At 70.7% G+C, this 14,756-nt stretch carries 14 protein-coding genes, 1 tRNA gene and 1 rRNA gene; 7 read left to right on the top strand and 9 right to left on the bottom strand.

Annotated features, from left to right (window positions below):
* The first annotated feature begins 60 nt into the window (after positions 1–60).
* Positions 61–507 carry a DUF441 family protein gene (locus FWJ67_RS00080; RefSeq protein ID WP_304171538.1) on the top strand — a complete coding sequence of 149 codons (447 nt, stop codon included), beginning with the start codon at positions 61–63 and terminating at the stop codon, positions 505–507.
* Between the two features lie 134 nt (positions 508–641).
* Positions 642–917, top strand: coding sequence for an AbrB/MazE/SpoVT family DNA-binding domain-containing protein (locus tag FWJ67_RS00075; protein ID WP_369686535.1), 276 nt, complete (start codon positions 642–644; stop codon positions 915–917).
* A gap of 18 nt (positions 918–935) precedes the next feature.
* Here the strand turns inward: FWJ67_RS00075 and rsmI are convergent, their stop codons facing one another.
* From rsmI to FWJ67_RS00050, 5 genes are all read right to left on the bottom strand, one after another.
* Positions 936–1,799, bottom strand: coding sequence for a 16S rRNA (cytidine(1402)-2'-O)-methyltransferase (rsmI, locus tag FWJ67_RS00070; RefSeq protein WP_304171540.1), 864 nt, complete (start codon positions 1,797–1,799; stop codon positions 936–938).
* Positions 1,789–2,808, bottom strand: a complete 1,020-nt coding sequence (holB, locus tag FWJ67_RS00065; RefSeq protein ID WP_304171542.1) for a DNA polymerase III subunit delta' — start codon at positions 2,806–2,808, stop codon at positions 1,789–1,791. Before holB ends, rsmI begins: the two co-directional genes overlap by 11 nt.
* Entirely contained in the window at positions 2,805–3,500 is a 696-nt protein-coding gene (tmk, locus tag FWJ67_RS00060; protein ID WP_304171544.1) for a dTMP kinase, read from the bottom strand. Before tmk ends, holB begins: the two co-directional genes overlap by 4 nt.
* 108 nt (positions 3,501–3,608) lie before the next feature.
* On the bottom strand, positions 3,609–4,988 hold the full coding sequence (locus FWJ67_RS00055) for an AAA family ATPase (protein WP_304171546.1): 1,380 nt from the start codon (positions 4,986–4,988) through the stop codon (positions 3,609–3,611).
* 13 nt (positions 4,989–5,001) lie between these two features.
* The gene (locus FWJ67_RS00050) at positions 5,002–6,507 is read right to left on the bottom strand and encodes an aminotransferase class I/II-fold pyridoxal phosphate-dependent enzyme (protein ID WP_304171548.1); all 1,506 of its coding nucleotides are present in this window, start codon (positions 6,505–6,507) and stop codon (positions 5,002–5,004) included.
* 174 nt (positions 6,508–6,681) lie between these two features.
* Between FWJ67_RS00050 and FWJ67_RS00045 the strand changes: the two genes are divergently transcribed.
* Genes FWJ67_RS00045 through pstB form a run of 4 tightly spaced genes read left to right on the top strand, consistent with a single transcriptional unit; the run spans position 6,682 to position 10,990 of the window.
* Entirely contained in the window at positions 6,682–8,067 is a 1,386-nt protein-coding gene (locus FWJ67_RS00045; RefSeq protein ID WP_414482509.1) for a helix-turn-helix domain-containing protein, read from the top strand.
* Complete coding sequence (locus FWJ67_RS00040; RefSeq protein ID WP_414482508.1) at positions 8,019–9,452, top strand: sensor histidine kinase; 1,434 nt, start codon at positions 8,019–8,021, stop codon at positions 9,450–9,452. Before FWJ67_RS00045 ends, FWJ67_RS00040 begins: the two co-directional genes overlap by 49 nt.
* Positions 9,453–9,485: 33 nt before the next feature.
* Entirely contained in the window at positions 9,486–10,172 is a 687-nt protein-coding gene (locus FWJ67_RS00035; protein WP_304171554.1) for a response regulator transcription factor, read from the top strand.
* Between the two features lie 23 nt (positions 10,173–10,195).
* The gene (gene pstB, locus FWJ67_RS00030) at positions 10,196–10,990 is read left to right on the top strand and encodes a phosphate ABC transporter ATP-binding protein PstB (protein WP_304171556.1); all 795 of its coding nucleotides are present in this window, start codon (positions 10,196–10,198) and stop codon (positions 10,988–10,990) included.
* 496 nt (positions 10,991–11,486) lie between these two features.
* On the opposite strand, the gene FWJ67_RS00025 is transcribed toward pstB, so the two are convergent.
* Positions 11,487–12,077, bottom strand: a complete 591-nt coding sequence (locus FWJ67_RS00025; RefSeq protein WP_304171558.1) for an RNA polymerase sigma factor — start codon at positions 12,075–12,077, stop codon at positions 11,487–11,489.
* Between the two features lie 103 nt (positions 12,078–12,180).
* On the opposite strand from FWJ67_RS00025, the gene FWJ67_RS00020 reads away from it, so the two are divergent.
* On the top strand, positions 12,181–12,960 hold the full coding sequence (locus FWJ67_RS00020; RefSeq protein ID WP_304171560.1) for a type III pantothenate kinase: 780 nt from the start codon (positions 12,181–12,183) through the stop codon (positions 12,958–12,960).
* Here FWJ67_RS00020 and coaBC read toward each other — a convergent pair.
* The 3 genes from coaBC to rrf all read right to left on the bottom strand — a co-directional run bounded on the left by coaBC (position 12,938) and on the right by rrf (position 14,557).
* Positions 12,938–14,203, bottom strand: a complete 1,266-nt coding sequence (gene coaBC, locus FWJ67_RS00015; RefSeq protein ID WP_414482275.1) for a bifunctional phosphopantothenoylcysteine decarboxylase/phosphopantothenate--cysteine ligase CoaBC — start codon at positions 14,201–14,203, stop codon at positions 12,938–12,940. The two genes, FWJ67_RS00020 and coaBC, sit on opposite strands and share 23 nt — an antisense overlap.
* Before the next feature lie 132 nt (positions 14,204–14,335).
* Positions 14,336–14,410: transfer RNA gene (locus FWJ67_RS00010), tRNA-Met, on the bottom strand.
* 30 nt (positions 14,411–14,440) lie between these two features.
* A 5S ribosomal RNA gene (rrf, locus tag FWJ67_RS00005) occupies positions 14,441–14,557 on the bottom strand.
* Between the last annotated feature and the right edge of the window lie 199 nt (positions 14,558–14,756).

Genomic DNA, 14,756 nt, shown 5'->3' with positions numbered 1-14,756 from the left:
CGGGCCAGTCAAGAGTGGCGCCGGGCTCACATAGATTGGAAGCGACGGGAGGGGCGCCCGGTGGAGGGGAAGCTGGTACTCCTGGTCCTGGTGGCGGCAGGCTTGCTGGGGCGGAACGATCTGGTGGCCACCGCCGCGGCGGCGCTGCTCATCTTCGCCACCCTGGGACCGGCCAGCGTGCTGGACTTCCTGGAGGAGTACACCCTCAGCCTGGGGATCCTCCTCCTCTTGATCAGCCTCCTCCTCCCCTTCGCCCGGGGCCACCTGGGGCTCGCCCAGGCGGCGGTCCAGATGGTCAGCCTGCCGGGACTGGTGGCGGTGGTGGTGGGCGCCCTCTCCGCGTGGCTGGCCGCCCAAGGGGTGAACCTCCTCCAGCACCGGCCCGAGACCATGCTGGGCATGGTGATGGGCTCGGTCATGGGCGTCCTCTGGCTGGAGGGGATCCCCGCCGGCCCCCTGGTGGCCGCGGGCCTGGCGGCCGTGCTGCTCCGGTTCCTGGGCCCGTGACGCCGGCAGAAGCCCCCAGAAGCGGGCGCCGGCCGCTTCCCCGAGGCGGGGCGTCGGGCCCCTGGCCGCCGTTTCCGCCCCGTTCGTTGACAGAACCTGGAAGCGTGCCTAGAATGCCTGTAGCTTCCTGTCGAATGTTGTCGAAAGAAGGGAGGGGTGGCACGGTGAAGTCGACGGGCATCGTCCGCCGGGTCGATGAGCTGGGCCGGGTGGTCATCCCCATCGAGCTCCGGCGCACCCTGCAGATTGAGGAGCGGGACGCTCTGGAGATCTATGTGGACGGGGAAAAGATCATTCTGAAGAAGTACCAGCCCGCCTGCATCTTCTGCGGCAGCGCTACCAACGTCCGAACCTACAAGGAGAAGATCATCTGCCAGGCCTGCCTCGACGAGATGAAGCAAGTCTCCTGACGGCCCTGCCGACGGGCCTCAGGAACCCGCCTCCTCCGACGGGCTGCGCTGTCGGAGGGCGATCTGGTAGACCTCCCGCCGGGGGCGGCCCGAGAGCCGGGCCACCTCACGGATGGCCTCCTTGCGGTCCACCTGCTGGGCGATCAGCCGCCCCAGCGCTTCCGCCACCTCCTGGTCCGTCCAGCTGCGGCGGTCTTGGGGGTCGGCGCCCGCCACCACGATCACCAGCTCCCCCCGGGGCGGGTGGCGGTGGAAGTGGTCGAGGACCGTCTCCCAGTCGCCCCGGATCACCTCTTCGAAGCGCTTGGTCAGCTCCCGGGCCACGGCCACCCGCCGGGGCCCGAGAACGTCCCGGAGCTCCTGGAGGGTCCGTACCAGCCTCCCTGGGGCCTCGAAGAGCACCAGGGCGTGGGGCAGGCGGGCCAGCTCCTCCAGCCGGGCCTGGCGGGCCTGGCCCTGGCGGGGCAGGAAGCCTTCGAAGGCGAACCGCTCCACCTCCAGACCCGAAACCGCCACCGCCGCCAGCACCGCGCTGGGGCCGGGAACCACCTGGAGGGGGCACCCGGCGGCCACCGCCTCCGCCACCAGCCGGCCCCCCGGATCGGAGATGGTGGGCATCCCCGCGTCGCTCACCAGGGCGACGGCCTGCCCCTGCTGCAGCCGTTGGATGAGCTCGGCGCTCCTCGCCCGCTCATTGTGCTCGTGCAGGCTGATCAAGGGTGTGTGGATGTCGTAGTGGGCCAGGAGCTTCCGGGTGACACGGGTGTCCTCGGCGGCGATAAGGTCCACCTCTTTCAGCACCCGGAGGGCCCGCAGGGTGACATCCTCCAGGTTGCCGATGGGGGTCCCCACCACGTAAAGGCACCCCGGTTCAGTGGCCACGGCCCGGCCCTCCCCCGGCCCCCCGCCAGGCCAGCCGGTCCAGCACCAGCCGCCGCTGGGCCGGTCCCTGGACCAACCGGTACGCCTCCCGGAGCTCCCGCCAGAGCTCGATCAGCTCGTCCAGGCTGGGCCGCGGGTGGGCGGCCTGCCCCGCTGGGGCGGACCCGGCGGAACGCCCGACCCGGGTGCGGATCACCTGCCGGACCCAGAGGACCGCTCCCTCCAGAACCTCCACCAGATCATCCCGCTCCGCCAGCTCTCCGGCCAGGACCAGCCGGCGCCAGGCAGGCTCGCCCAGAAGGGCCTCCACCCAGGCCCGGGCCGCCTCCTGCCGCTCCCTCAGCCGTTCCCGGTCCAGGGCCCACGCCCGCCCCGGCGCCCCTTGGACGGCCACCAGGAGCAGTTCGGTCTCGGTCTCGTCATCCTCTGGCCCAATCAGCCCCTGGTCCGCCAGCACACCCCGCACCTCCTCATCGGTCAGGGAGCGCAAGGGGACGGTGTGGCAGCGGGAGCGGACCGTCGGCAGGAGCTGGTCGGGCCGCGGGCTGGTCAGCAGGATGACCGCCTGCCCCGGCGGCTCCTCCAGGAGCTTCAGCAGGCTGTTCTGGGCTTCGGGAGTGAGGCGATCAGCTTGGGCGATGACCAGCACCTTCCAGCCGCCCTCATAAGGCCGCCAGGCCGCCTCCTGGATGAGGCGCCGCACCTGGTCGATCCCCAGGCTGCCCAGGCCCCCCGTCCGGACCTGGGGCTCCAGCCAGTGGAGGTCGGGGTGGCTGGTCCGGGCCACCTGCTGGCAGCTCCGGCACCGCCCGCAGGCCTGCCCGTCCCGGGCCTGGGGGCAGAGGAGGAGCTGGGCGAGTCCCCGGGCCAGGAGGCGCTTGCCCACCCCTTCGGGGCCCACCAACAGGTACGCGTGGTGCAGCCGCCCTTCCCGGACGGCCTCCACCAGCCGGCCCCTGGCCCGGTCTTGCCCCACCAGATGGTCCAAGAGGGGTCCGTCTGGGGTCACGACCCTCCCGCCTCCCTTCCCACCCAGCGGTCCACGTGGGCCAGCACCTCCTGGGCCACCGCCTCCGGGGGCTTCCCGGCCGTTTCGATCCGGCAGATCCGTCCGGGGGACTGGCGCCAGAGGTCCAGGTAGGCCTCCCGGACCCGGAGCCAGTGCTCCCGGCCCCGATCTTCGATCCGATCAGGCCGGTTGGGCCCATCGGGACTGGGCCAGCCAGTGAGGGGCCCGCCGGGACCGGGATCGAGGAAGAAGGTAAGGTCGGGCCAGAGGTTCCCCGTGGCCCAGAGGTTCACCTGGCGGACCTGTTCGAGGGCCAGCCCTGCCCCGTAGCCTTGATAGGCGAGGCTCGAGTCGATGTACCGGTCGCAGATGACCCAGATCCCTCCGTCCAAGGCGGGCCGGATCCGCTGCTCTACATGCTGGGCCCGGTCGGCGGCCATCAAGAGCATCTCGGCCATGGGGACGGGCTCCCAACTGGCAGACTCAGGCGCCTCGGGCCCGCCGGCGGCCGGGGGCCCCAGGAGGATCTGGCGGAGGTAACGGCCCAAGGGCGTGTCGCCCGGTTCGAAAGTCTCCAGCACCCGGATCCCCCGTTGCCGCAACGCCTGGGCCAAATACCGGGTCTGGGTGGTCTTGCCCGACCCATCGGGGCCTTCAAAGGTGATAAACCGCCCCCGCTGCCCCCTGCCCATGCTCCTCCCTCCAACCCTGATGGACCCCATCCCCCACGAGCCCCCGTCGTCCGACTCCGTCCCGAAAGGCGCGGGCGGCCCTTCCCGCCCGCCAGCCCGGCTCGCCTGTCAGAAGGAGGGCGGCTCCCGCCGGTGATCCCGGCCCGGCCGGAAGAGGTCGACTTGGCCGCTTTCCAAGGCGCCCACAAACTGCTCCACCTGACTGAAGGTGTTGCTCCGGATGGTGTGGACCGGCAGGCCCTGGGCCTCCGCCTGGCGGAGCCGCTTGGGCATCTTCCGGTACTGCCCCTTCAGGGTAAGGACCAGGTCCGCCTCCTCGAGCCGGTGGGTCAGCTCGGCAGGCACCCGGTGCTCCCGGACCGCCCGCTCCAGGCGGGACCGGCTGACGGCGTAGGGGAAGATGCGGATCACCCGATCCCGCTCCCGGGGGGCGCGCCCGCCCTCCCCTGCCGGGACGTCGGGCGGGGCCTCGTCGGGCGTGGCCGGCTCTTGCACCACCTGATACGAACCGTCGGGCGACCGCTCTCGGATCTCCGGCTGGGGCCGGATGCCCCGCAGCATGAGGTCGATGGTGGTGGCTACCGAGTGGTGGATGGCCAGCCGGTCCATCTCCTGGATCTCCACCACGATCTCGAAGGTGGGTGGCGCCTTCCGCTCCAGGACGGTCTTCTGGGTTCCCCGCTTCTTGGCCTCCTCGTCCCCCAGGGTGACAGCCTGGATGCCCCCCACCAGATCGGAGAGGGTGGGGTTGAGGACCAGGTTGTCCAGGGTATTGCCGTGGGCGGTGCCGATCAGCTGCACCCCCCGCTCGGCAATGGTCCGGGCCGCCATCGCCTCGGCCTCGGTGCCGATCTCGTCGATGACGATCACCTCAGGCATGTGGTTCTCCACCGCCTCGATCATCACCGCGGCCTGGCGATCGGGGCGGCTCACCTGCATCCGCCGGGCCCGCCCGATGGCCGGGTGGGGGATGTCGCCATCGCCGGCGATCTCGTTGGAGGTGTCGACCACCACCACCCGCTTGTTGAACTCGTCAGCCAGCACCCGGGCGATCTCCCGGAGCATGGTGGTCTTCCCGATCCCCGGCCGGCCCAGGAGGAGGATGCTCTTCCCCGTCTCCACCACGTCCCGGATGATGTCGATGGTGCCGAAGACCGCCCGGCCGATGCGGCAGGTGAGGCCCACGATTTCGTTCCGCCGGTTCCGGATGGCCGAGATGCGGTGGAGGGTCCGCTCGATGCCCGCCCGGTTGTCCTCCCCGAACTCCCCCACCCGCTGGACGACGAAGTTGATGTCCTCCCGGGTGACGAAGGCGTCGCTCAGGTAGGTGAACCGGTCGGGGAACCGAGCTTCGGGCTGGCGCCCCAGGTCGAGGACGATCTCTGTCAGGCGATGGAGGTCGGGCATCGCCTCCAAAGCCCGCCGGATATGGGGCGGGAGGCACTCCAGGAGTTGGGTCAGGTTGTCGACCACTTCGCGCCGGCTCATGGCTCAGCCTCCTTTACAGCTCCCCGGAAGCCCAAGGTGGCGAAGAAGCGGGGGAGCCTGCCACCACCAGCAAGGTCTCGCCCGTTGGGTCGCTGCCGCCCTGCAGGCGGGCGCCCGCCCGCCGCAGGCGGGTCAGGTACTCGACGGTCTCCGCCGTCACTTCCTCCCCCGGGACCAGGATGGGGACCCCTGGCGGATAGGGTGCCACCATCTCCGCCGAGGCTTCGCCCACCGCCTCCCGCAGGGGCACCCGTCGGGCCGGAGCAAAGTAGGCTTCCCGGGGTGTCAGGGGCGCCGGCGGCAGGGGCGGCGGCTCCAGGAGGGCCGGCCGCCGGCGCGGCCGAGCCTCCCGGATCAGACGGTCCACCCCATCGAGCAGCCGGCGGGCTGACCAGGGCCCGTCCCCGGGCGAGAGGACCACCACCACGTTGGTCAGGTCGGCCATCTCCACCTGCAGGCCACAGGCACGGCGGAGCCAGCGGGCCGCTTCCAAGCCCGACAGCCCCAGCCCGGCCACCGAGAAGACGATCCGGGTGGGATCCCACGCGGCGATCCCCGCCTGCCCCACCACCTCCGGGCCCCAGCAGTGGAGGCCGGGCCGCTGGTTGAGGGCCTCCCGTACCTGGTGGGCCGTCGCCAGCAGCCGGTCCAGGGCCCCGGAAGCGCCGCCGGCCAGCCACGCCCGAGCCCCGTCCAGAGAGGCCAGAAGCAAAGGCGATGGGCTGGTGGACTGGAGCACCGCCAGGGCCGCGTCCACCCGGTCGGGATCGGGCCCTGCCTCCCCCAGGAGCAGGAGCGACGACTGAACCAGGGAGCCGCCCCCCTTGTGAAAACTCCTGACGGCCGCGGCCGCCCCAGCGGCCAGGGCGCCCGGCGGCAGGTCAGGATGGAAGCCGTGAAGGGCTCCATGGGCCTCGTCCACCCAAAGAGGCACCCCGAGGGCCGCCGCCACCCGGGCCATGGCGGGCAGATCGGGCAGCCAACCGTAGTAGATGGGCGCGGTAAGCCACAGCGCGCTGGGCCGCGGCTCCCCCCTGAGGGCGGCAGCCACCGCCACCGGGGTGGGAACCGTGGCCACGCCCGCTTCCGCCAGGAACTGGGGGGCCACGAAACGGGGCCGCGCCCCGGAGAGGATGAGGCCCCCGATCAGGCTCCGGTGGACGTTGCGGGGGAGCACCACCGTCTGTCCGGGCCCGGTGCCCGCCAGCATGAGGGCATGGATTCCTGCGGTGGTCCCGTTGACCAAGAACCGGGCATGGCGCGCCCCATGGGCGGCGGCGGCCAGGGCCTCGGCCTCCCGGAGGCTGTCCACCGCCGGGGCCTGGTCCGGCTCCTCCAAATCGCCGTCAAGATCGATCAGGAAGGGCTTGGTTCCCAGAACGTCCACCAGGCGCGGGGGAGCCCCGCGGCCCTGCTTGTGTCCCGGGGTGTGGTAGGGCACGATGCCCGCTTGCACGTACGCCACCAGACGATCCAGAAAGGGCGTCCGGTCGCGCTCGGGGGCCTGGGGTGCACCCAATGACCACCCCTCCCAGGGTATGCATTGAAGCTTTCGGCGCCTGGAGCAGCCTTCCTCCATCCCGGGCAGCATGTGCCAGCAGGGTCTCCCCGGGCCAGCACGAAGAGAGTCGGAGAAGGCCGGAGAGCGTCGGAGGACCATACCTGCAGGGCCTGGGCGAGAGGAGTGACGGCAGTGTCCCGCTCCGGTCGGGGGAGGAGGGAGCCGCGGTCGGACCGGCCCACCCTTGGGGAGCGGATCCGCCGGGAACGGCAGCGGCTCGGTTTGACCCAGGCCGAGTTGGCCGGCGAGGAGATGACCAAAAGCTTCATCAGCCAGGTGGAGGCTGACCTGGCCCGCCCCTCGTTGCGCACCCTCCAGCTCCTGGCCCAGCGCCTCAACCGTCCCGTCAGCTATTTTCTCGATGAACCGGAGGTCGATCCCCCCGCCCCACCCCTGGCCGCCTTCCCCGCGCTCCGTCAGGCCCGGGCCCTGGCCGCGGCCGGAGCCACCGCCCAGGCCTTGGAACGGCTGGATCAGGCGTTGGTGGAGCTCCCACCGACGGACCTCCTCTCCCAGGCCCGGCTCCTGAGCCTGCGGGCGGAGCTGATGGCCAGCACCGGCCCCCCCGACCAGGTGGTCCACGCGTACCGCCAGGCGGCCGACGCGTGGCGGGCCACAGGAGACGAGCGGGAGGAGGCCAGCCTCCTCTTGCACTGGGCCCGCTATGAGATGACCCGCGGCAGGACCGACCGGGCCATCCGCCTCCTCGAGCGGGGGCTCGATCGCCTGGGAGATTCCCCCGAGGATGAGTGGCTCCAGGCCAACCTCCGGGCCGAGTTGGGCCTCGCCTTGGCCCGCCGGGGCGCGCCCGCGGAAGCCATCGAACACCTGAAAGAGGCCTTGTGGGCCATGGACGATCTGACCGACTTCGCCCGTTACGGCGAGGTGGCCCTCACTTTGGGCCGGCTCTTGGGGCAGACGGGCGAGCACGAGGCGGCCCAGGTGATGGTGGAGCGCTCCCTCTACTTTTTCCAGGCCCTGGGCGACCGGGAGCGGACCATCGACGGCTACCTCCATCTGACCTGGGTCAAGGCCCGGGCGGGGCAAGGGGACGGGGCCCGTTGGGCGGTGGAGCAGGCCGACCGAATGGCCCGGGAGCTGCCCCCGGGCCATCGCCTGCAGACCGCGGTCCTGCGGGCCCGGGCGTGGTTGGCCGCCTTGGAAGGCCAGGTCTCCGCTGCCCAAGCCCTCTGGGGGGCCGCCATCCAGGCGGCCGGGCCCCAAGACCGGCCCTGGGTCCACCGGGAGCTGGCCCGGCTTCTCTGGCGGGAGGGGCGGCTGGAGGAGGCCCAGACCCAGCTCCAGAAGGCGCTGGACCTGCTGGAAGGGTCAGGCGATGCCGACGCCCCGTTAGGGCCCGTCCGGGAGGAGCTGGCCCGCGTCTGTGAGCAGCTGGGCCAGCTGGATCGGGCGGCAGGTCTCTTCGCCGGCGCTCTCGACTGGTTTCAGAAGAAGGGGATGACGGGCGGATGGATGGACAGCGGAGCCCTCTGGCTCCTGGATCTTCCCCGGGGGTAGGCCCGCCGGCCCGTCTCCGCATCTTGGCGCTCCTCGCTGGGCTCTTGGTGCTGGCCAGCCTTTGGGCCCTCCAAAGATGGATCGGGCCCGGGGCCGCCCTGGTTGGGGCCGGAGCGACGGCGGCCGGCGGTCTCATCGGCTGGGCCTGGGAGCGCCACCGCCACCGCCGGGCGGTGGACCGACTGGTGCAGCTCCTGCGGGATCAGGACCCCGTGGGGGAAACCGGCGCCAGCCCGGGGCTGTGGGACCAGAGGCTACGAGGGGCTTCGGCCCAGCTCGCCCTGGCCCTGGCCGAGCGCGATCAGCGCTGGCAGGAGGCCCTGGGGTCCGCCCAGACCCGGGCCACCCTCCTCGACACCATTCTGGAGAGCCTGGATGACGGCGTCATCGCCCAGGACCAGCAGGGGCGGGTGCAGCTCTTCAACAGTGCGGCCGAGCGGCTCTTCGATCTGCCCCGTTCGGAGGTGCTGGGCCGCCCCTTGGTCGAGGCCATCCGGGAGTACGGCCTGGCCGAGGCCCTGGAAGCGGCCGCGGTCCAGGGGGCAGGCCAGACCCGGAGCGTCCGGCTGATGCGGCCGGTGGAGCGGGAGCTCCAGATCCGCTCGGCCCCCTTGCGCCGGGCGGACGGTGAGCTGGCGGGCGCGGTGGCGGTGCTCCGGGATGTGACGGAGATGCGCCGGCTGGAACAGGTTCGGACGGAGTTCGTGGCCAACGTCTCCCACGAGCTCCGCACGCCGCTCACGGCCCTGAAAGGCTTCATCGAAACCCTCCTGGACGGCGCCATGGACGACCCCGCCACCGCTCGCCGGTTCCTGGAGATCGTCCGGCGGGAGACCGACCGGCTGGTCAGCCTGATCAACGACCTCCTGGATCTCTCCCGGCTGGAGTCACCCCACCTGGAGGTGGAGCTGGTCCCCGTCAACCTGAGCCTCCTTGCGGCCGAATGCGCCGAGCTCTTCCGGCAGCGGGCCGAAAGCCGGTCCATCGATCTCTCCGTCCAGTGCCCCCCAGCGCTGTGGGTGATGGGCAATGAGTCCCTGCTCCGGCAGGTGCTGATCAACCTGGTGGACAACGCGGTGAAGTACACCCCCGAGGGCGGGCGGGTCTGGATCTCAGGCGACCGGGAGGGGGCTTGGGTGGAGCTGGCGGTGGCCGACACCGGGCCGGGGATCCCCGGCCGGGCCCTCAACCGGGTCTTTGAGCGCTTCTACCGGGTGGACAAGGCCCGCTCCCGGGCCATGGGCGGCACCGGGCTGGGGCTCTCCATCGTCCGGCACGCGGTGGAGCGGCAGGGGGGGCGGATCTGGGTGGAGAGCGCCCCGGGAGAAGGGAGCACCTTCCGGGTCCGGCTCCGAGCGGCGCCGGAAAAGGTAACGGCTTCGTAACATGGGCCTGGTACCATCAGAGGGGTGGATGCCGTGAAAGAGCGCATTCTGGTCGTGGACGACGAACCGTCCATCCTGGAGCTGGTCCGCTTCGCCCTGGAGCGGGATGGCTTCGAGGTGGTCACCGCCGCGGACGGGGAGGTCGCCCTCCGGGAGTTTCGCAACCGCCCGGCGGACTTGGTCATCTTGGACCTGATGCTGCCAGGAAAGGACGGTTTCGAGGTCTTCCGGGAGCTCCGCAAAGAGAGCCAGGTCCCCGTCATCATGCTCACCGCCCGGGGCGGTGAGGCCGATAAGGTTCTGGGGTTGGAGATCGGCGCCGACGACTACATGACCAAGCCCTTCAGCCCCCGGGAGCTGGTGGCCCGGGTGAAGGCCGTCCTCCGGCGGATGGAGCCCCGGGAGCCGGCGGAGAACCAGATCTTGCGGGTGGGCGAGATCACCCTGGACCCCTTGCGCCACCGGGTGACCGTCGGCGACCGGGAGGTCCAGCTGGCCCCCCGGGAGTTCGAGCTGCTCCGGATGCTCATGGCCAACCGGGGCGTCGTCCTGAGCCGGGAGACCCTGCTGGAAAAGGTGTGGGGCTACGATTACGTGGGCGACACCCGGACGGTCGACGTGCACGTGGTCCGTCTCCGCCAGAAGCTGGAGCCTGACCCGTCCAGGCCCACGTACATCGAAACGGTTCGGGGCGTGGGCTACCGTATGCGCGATCTTTAGGCGGCCCGTGAGGAGGAGTGGGGATGGAGGTTGAGGCGCAGACGGCCCCCCAGGGGGCCCATTCCTCGCCCAAGATCCGGGTGGAGGGTCTGTCGGTCTCCTACGGGGCCAAGCAGGCGCTCCACGAGGTGAGCCTGTCCATTCGGGCCAACTCGGTTCTGGCCCTCATCGGGCCGTCCGGCTGCGGGAAGTCCACCTTCCTGCGAAGCCTCAACCGGATGAACGAGCTGATCGACGGGTGCCGGGTGACCGGCCGGGTCGAGCTGGACGGCGTGGACATTTACGGGCCGGGCGTGGATGTGGTCGCCTTGCGCCAGCGAGTCGGCATGGTCTTCCAGCGGCCCAATCCCTTCCCCCGGTCCATCTTCGAGAATGTGGCCTACGGGCCGCGGCTGTACGGGATCCGGAACCGGCGGCGTCTGGAGGAGATCGTGGAGTGGGCCCTCACCCAGGCCGCGCTGTGGGATGAGGTGAAAGACCGCTTGGGCACCTCGGCGCTCGAGCTCTCCGGCGGCCAGCAGCAACGCCTCTGCATCGCCCGGGCCCTGGCCGTGGAGCCTGATGTGCTCCTCATGGACGAGCCCGCTTCGGCCCTGGACCCCGTCTCCACCGCCAAGCTCGAGGACCTCATCCAGCAGCTGAAGGAACGGCTGACGGTGGTCATCGTCACCCACAACCTGCAGCAGGCCGGCCGGATCAGCGACGAGACCGCCTTCTTCCTCGACGGCCGCCTGGTGGAGTTGGATCGGACCGACCGCCTCTTCGAGCGGCCCCAGGATCCCCGGACGGAAGCGTACCTCACGGGCCGCTTCGGGTAACCCCTTTTCCCAGAATTCCCCAGCCCGCTTGAGGGATAGGGGCCCGGCCGGCGGACAGACTAGGAGGCGTCAGAGGTCTGCAACGGCCGAGCTAAGATCGTTGTAGGCTCGAGAAGCGGGTCTGCAACGGTCGAGCAAAGGTTTCACCCGGTTCACAGGGCTGGATCGGGTGGAGCCGGAGCGAAGATCTGGGTCGGTTGCTCGTCTGGTCTGAAGCGTTCGTCAACGAGGGCTTTTGGGCTGGGCGAGGGATCGGCTCAGGTCGAGCCAAGACTGGATCGGGCTCTGTGGCTGCTCAACTGCGGTTGTGGAGACACCGGGATCCATCCCGGTCGGAAGATCGGTATGGATTCCCTAGGGGTCCGATCTGGTCGGGCAAAGGTTGCACCGGGCTCTGAAGCCATCGGTCTTTGCTCGCTGGTGAAGCCCGGTGACGTAAGGGTCCGTTGCAGCCGGCGCGAAGGTCGTTGTGGGCTTCTGACCTTTTCGCCCCCGGTCAGGCAAGGGGACCGGGGGCCTCTTCCTTTCCGGCCACCGGGCCGCCCAAGAGGGCCCGCAACCGCCGCAAGCCCCAGGCGAGACGGGACTTGACCGTGCCCAAAGGGACCCCGCAGCGACTCGCGATCTCCCGGAGGCTCAGCTGTTCATAGAAGCGGAGGGTGAGCACCTGCTGGTGCTTGGGGGAGAGCCGCCGGAGGGCCTCCACCACCCGATCCCGCTCGGCCCGATCGGCCACGAGCTCCCCCGGATCGGCCGCCCAGGGAACCGGCTTCCACCCCGCCGCACCGGCCTGGACCTCGTGCTGGCGGCGGGCCCGCCGGCCCGCATCCCGGCACAGGTTCCGGGTGATGGTGGCCAGCCAAGGCCAGACGGGCTCGGGGTGCCGGTACCGGTCCACCGCCTTCAAGAGGCGGACAAAGGTCTCCTGGGCCAGATCCTCGGCCGTCTCCCAGTTCTGGACCAAGCGGAAGGCCAGGCCCCGAACCCGCCGCCAGTAGCGCTGGACCAGGAGTTCCAAGGCCCAGACGTCGCCCCGCTGCACCTGGAGCAACAGCTCTTCATCGGAGAGCGCCGATGCGCCGTCCATCCCCAACCTCCCCTCTCTCCCTTCACCCCAGGCCGGCCGGCCCCCTCCCAAAAGAGGGAAGGGAGGAGCCAAGACGGAATCCACCGGTCCGGAGGTGGGCATCATGCTCCTCACCATCGATCTGGGGAATACCAAGGTCGCCATCGGCGTGTACGAAGGCGATCGGCGGGTGGCCCAGTGGCGCGTCACCACCGACCTGAATCGGACCGCGGACGAGCTGGGACTCCTCCTCGTTCAGCTCTTGGCCCACCAAGGCCTGCCCCGGGAGCGGGTGGAGGGGGCGGTGGTCGCTTCGGTGGTCCCGCCCGCGTTGGACCTGTGGCAGGAGGCGCTGCAGCGCTACGTGGAACGGCCCGTCTGGGTCGTAACGCCCGATTTGGACCTGGGGCTGACCATCAAGTACCACCGGCCCTATGAGTTGGGCGCCGACCGACTGGTGAGCGCCTTCGCGGCCGCGGAGCGGGTGGGGGTGCCGGCCATCGTGGTGGACTTCGGCACCGCGACCACCTTCGACGTGGTCTCCCGCCAGCGGGAGTACCTGGGTGGAGCCATCCTCCCGGGCGCTCAGATCGCCCTGGACGCGCTCGTCGAAGAGACGGCCCAGCTGCCCAAGGTGGGCTGGAGCCGGCCCCAGCGGGTCATCGGCCAGAGCACCACCGAAGCCATCCAGGCGGGCATCTACTTCGGCACCGTGGGACAGGTGAAGGAGATCACCCGCCGGATCCGGGCCGAGTTGGGCGAGGAGGCCCGGGTGGTCGCCACGGGCGGCTTGGCCCCGCTCATCGGCCCGGAGCTTGAGGAGGTGGACCTGATCGAACCCCACCTGCTCCTGGACGGGCTGGCTGCCATCTACCGCCGCCTCAAGAGGTTGGGCCACTGGTAGCCAGGAGCTGGACCACCCGATCGAGGATCTGGTGCGCGACGGCCTCTTTGGACATCAGAGGCAGAGGCTCCGCCTGGCCCGAGCGGTGCAGGAGGGTCACCCGGTTGGTCTCGCTCTCAAAGCCGGCCCCCGGCTCCAGCACGTCGTTGAGCACCAAGAGGTCCACGCCCTTGGCCGCCCGCTTGGCCCGGGCCTGGGCCAGGTCGGCGTTGGTCTCGGCCGCAAAGCCCACCAACACCTGGTGGGGCGCCCGCTGCCCGGCCAGCTCCGTGAGGATGTCCTCCGTCCGTTCCAGCTCCAGGCGGAGCCCCTCCTGGTGCTCCCCCTTCTTGATCTTGGCGGGCGCCTGTTGTCGGGGCCGGAAGTCGGCCACCGCCGCCGCCATGACCAGAACATCGCACTGGAGGAAGTGCTCCAGGAGCGCGGCCCGCATCTGCGCCGCGCTCTCCACCCGGATCACCCGCACCCCCGGTGGATCGGCCAGGGCGACGGGCCCCGTCACCAGGGTGACCTCCGCGCCCCGGGCCCGGGCCGCCCGGGCGACGGCAAAGCCCATCTTGCCCGAGGAGCGGTTGGTCAAGAAGCGGACGGGATCGATGGCCTCCCGGGTCGGCCCGGCGGAGACCAGCACCCGCACGCCCTTCAAGTCCGCCGACTCCGCCCACTGAACCAGCCCCTGACCCCGATCGATCGCCTCGGCCGCGGCGGCCAGGATCTGATCGATGCTGGCCAGGCGGCCCGGCCCCTCAATCCCCGTGGCCAAAGGCCCCCACTCCGGCCCCACGGCGACCACGCCCCACCGGGCCAGTTTGGCCAAGTTCTCCTGGGTGGCCGGGTGGAGGTACATGATCCGGTTCATGGCCGGCGCCACCACCACCGGCGCCTGGGTGGCCAAGAAGGTGCAGGTGAGCAGATCATCGGCCAGCCCCGCCGCCATCTTGGCCAGGATGTTGGCCGTCGCGGGCGCGATGAGCAAGAGGTCGGCTTCTTCCGCCACGTGGACGTGCCGCATCAGCTCGCCCGGCGGCGGGTCAAAGAGATCCACCAGCGGCTCCCGGTAGGTCAGCTCCCGGAAGGTCAGGGGGGCGATGAACCGGGTGGCGGCCCGGGTCATCACCACCTGGACCTGAGCCCCTTCCTGGGTCAAGCGCCGGGCCAGCTCCACCGCCTTGTAGGCGGCGATGCTCCCGGTCACCCCCAGCACCACTCGCTTCCCCTGCCAGCCCCCTTCGGGTCGTCTCATGCCGTCCTCCCCGCCTTTCCCCTCTGCATGCAGGCTTGTCCTCCGCCATCATAGCGGACCGGGCCCAGCCGCCGCAATCGCGGCTCCTCCGACGCGAAAAGCCCTGGAAGGCTCAGCCTTCCAGGGCCTCGTTGGTTGCGGGGGCCGGATTCGAACCGGCAACCTCCGGGTTATGAGCCCGACGAGCTACCGTTGCTCCACCCCGCGTCGCGGGCGGTCATCCGCCCGAAAAAGGCTTCCCGGCAGCGTGCTACTCTCCCACGGGGTCGCCCCCGCAGTACCATCGCCGCTGGAGGGCTTAACGACTGTGTTCGGAATGGGAACAGGTGGGACCCCTCCGCCATGGCCACCGGGAAACTTGTCGCTGAAAGCGCTCTTTGCCCGGCGGGATCACCCGCCTCGCTTGAGCGCCGAAGGCGAATACGCTCGGCGGGTGATCCCGCCGGCTTGCCTTTCAGCGGAAAGCTTCCAAACGTATGAGGTTGTCACGTGGGCATCAGCGAGCCGGGGGTATTCCGGGGCTCGCGCTGAGCACCTTGAGAACTGCACAGGG

Source organism: Limnochorda sp. (assembly GCF_047459355.1).
In the GTDB taxonomy this organism is placed as follows: Bacteria; Bacillota; Limnochordia; order Limnochordales; family Limnochordaceae; genus Limnochorda.
Note: the sequence above shows the minus strand (reverse complement) of the source record. Positions and strands in the feature narration are given on the sequence as shown.

Coding starts and splice junctions, on each gene's coding strand:
- FWJ67_RS00075 (WP_369686535.1), top strand. CDS start 642: ATGTTGTCGAAAGAAGGGAGGGGTGGCACGGTGAAGTCGACGGGCATC.
- tmk (WP_304171544.1), bottom strand. CDS start 3,500: ATGGGCAGGGGGCAGCGGGGGCGGTTTATCACCTTTGAAGGCCCCGAT.
- FWJ67_RS00055 (WP_304171546.1), bottom strand. CDS start 4,988: ATGAGCCGGCGCGAAGTGGTCGACAACCTGACCCAACTCCTGGAGTGC.
- FWJ67_RS00040 (WP_414482508.1), top strand. CDS start 8,019: ATGGATGGACAGCGGAGCCCTCTGGCTCCTGGATCTTCCCCGGGGGTA.
- pstB (WP_304171556.1), top strand. CDS start 10,196: ATGGAGGTTGAGGCGCAGACGGCCCCCCAGGGGGCCCATTCCTCGCCC.
- FWJ67_RS00025 (WP_304171558.1), bottom strand. CDS start 12,077: ATGGACGGCGCATCGGCGCTCTCCGATGAAGAGCTGTTGCTCCAGGTG.
- FWJ67_RS00020 (WP_304171560.1), top strand. CDS start 12,181: ATGCTCCTCACCATCGATCTGGGGAATACCAAGGTCGCCATCGGCGTG.
- coaBC (WP_414482275.1), bottom strand. CDS start 14,203: ATGAGACGACCCGAAGGGGGCTGGCAGGGGAAGCGAGTGGTGCTGGGG.